Source organism: Microvirga sp. 2MCAF35 (assembly GCF_052115545.1).
Lineage (GTDB): Bacteria > Pseudomonadota > Alphaproteobacteria > Rhizobiales > Beijerinckiaceae > Microvirga.
Genome location: NZ_JBFRGW010000095.1, coordinates 1 through 1,060, shown reverse-complemented (window position 1 = coordinate 1,060; position 1,060 = coordinate 1). Strand labels below are relative to the sequence as shown.

1 protein-coding gene is annotated in these 1,060 nt (G+C 62.5%); it reads right to left on the bottom strand.

Annotated elements, in window-relative coordinates:
• Positions 1 to 16: 16 nt before the first annotated feature.
• A protein-coding gene (locus AB4097_RS21455; protein WP_442043321.1) for an IS630 family transposase occupies positions 17 to 966 on the bottom strand; the annotation gives its coding sequence in 2 pieces (ribosomal slippage) (positions 17 to 622 and positions 625 to 966; 948 coding nt in all).
• Between the last annotated feature and the right edge of the window lie 94 nt (positions 967 to 1,060).

Sequence of the window (1,060 nt, the reverse complement as noted above, 5' to 3'; positions counted from 1 at the left end):
TTAGAGCATTTTCCGATCAGGCTGCATCGTAACCGGCGGCGTTGAAGTAATTTCTGCATTCGTCTGGCGTGAAGAGATCGATGATGTGACCGATGGCGGACCAGAGTCCTTCGACTGATCGTTCGGCCGCTTTCCGGAGCAGGGCCTTGAGCCTGGCAAAGGCGTTCTCGATCGGGTTGAAGTCGGGCGAATACGGCGGCAGGTAGCGCAGTTCGGCGCCAGCGGCCTCGATCATCTCGCGCACCCGTGGCCCCTTGTGGCTGGAGAGGTTGTCCATCACGACGACGTCGCCAGAGCGCAGCTCGGGAACGAGCACCTTGGCAACGTAGGTCTCGAAGGCGTCGCGGTTGATCGGGCCGTCGAGCACCCAGGGAGCGATGAAGCCGCGCAGGGTGAGCGCACCAACGAAGGTGGTCGTTTTCCAATGTCCGTGGGGCACGCCCACCCGCAGCCGTTCGCCACGCCGGCAGCGGCCATAGCGGCGCGCCATATTGGTTGAGGCCCAGGTCTCGTCGATGAAGATCAGGCGCTCGGGATCGAGATCGGGCTGGCTTTCGAACCAATCCTGCCTCCGTTTCAGGATGTCCGGGCGATCCTGCTCGCTCGCGTGTGCCGACTTTTTTTCAGTGTGATCCGGTGACGGCGGAAAAAGCGCCAGAGGCCACCGATGCTGGTGCGGATGCCCTTCTCCTCCAGAACGGCCTTGATCTCAGCCAGCGTGATGTCCCGGTCGTCGGCTTCAGCGATGCTCAAGATCGTCTCGGCATGCTGTTCGATGGCATGGGAGCGCCGGTCCCCGCCAAGCGCGCCAGGCCGTACATCGCCCTGTTCCCGTTCCAGTCGACGCCAGCGGCTGATACTGGCCGCGCTCACACCGAACCGCTCACCCGCTTGGCGATGCGACAGACCCGCCGCCACCGCCGCAAGAACCCGAACACGAAGATCGACGGACAGAGCTTTCGACATGACTGCCGGCCTCCCACCCGGCAGTCAGTCTGAATCAGTTTCCAGCCGATTTGGGTAGCCCCTTCGATTCAGTCAGATCAAAACCCGCTCTAGA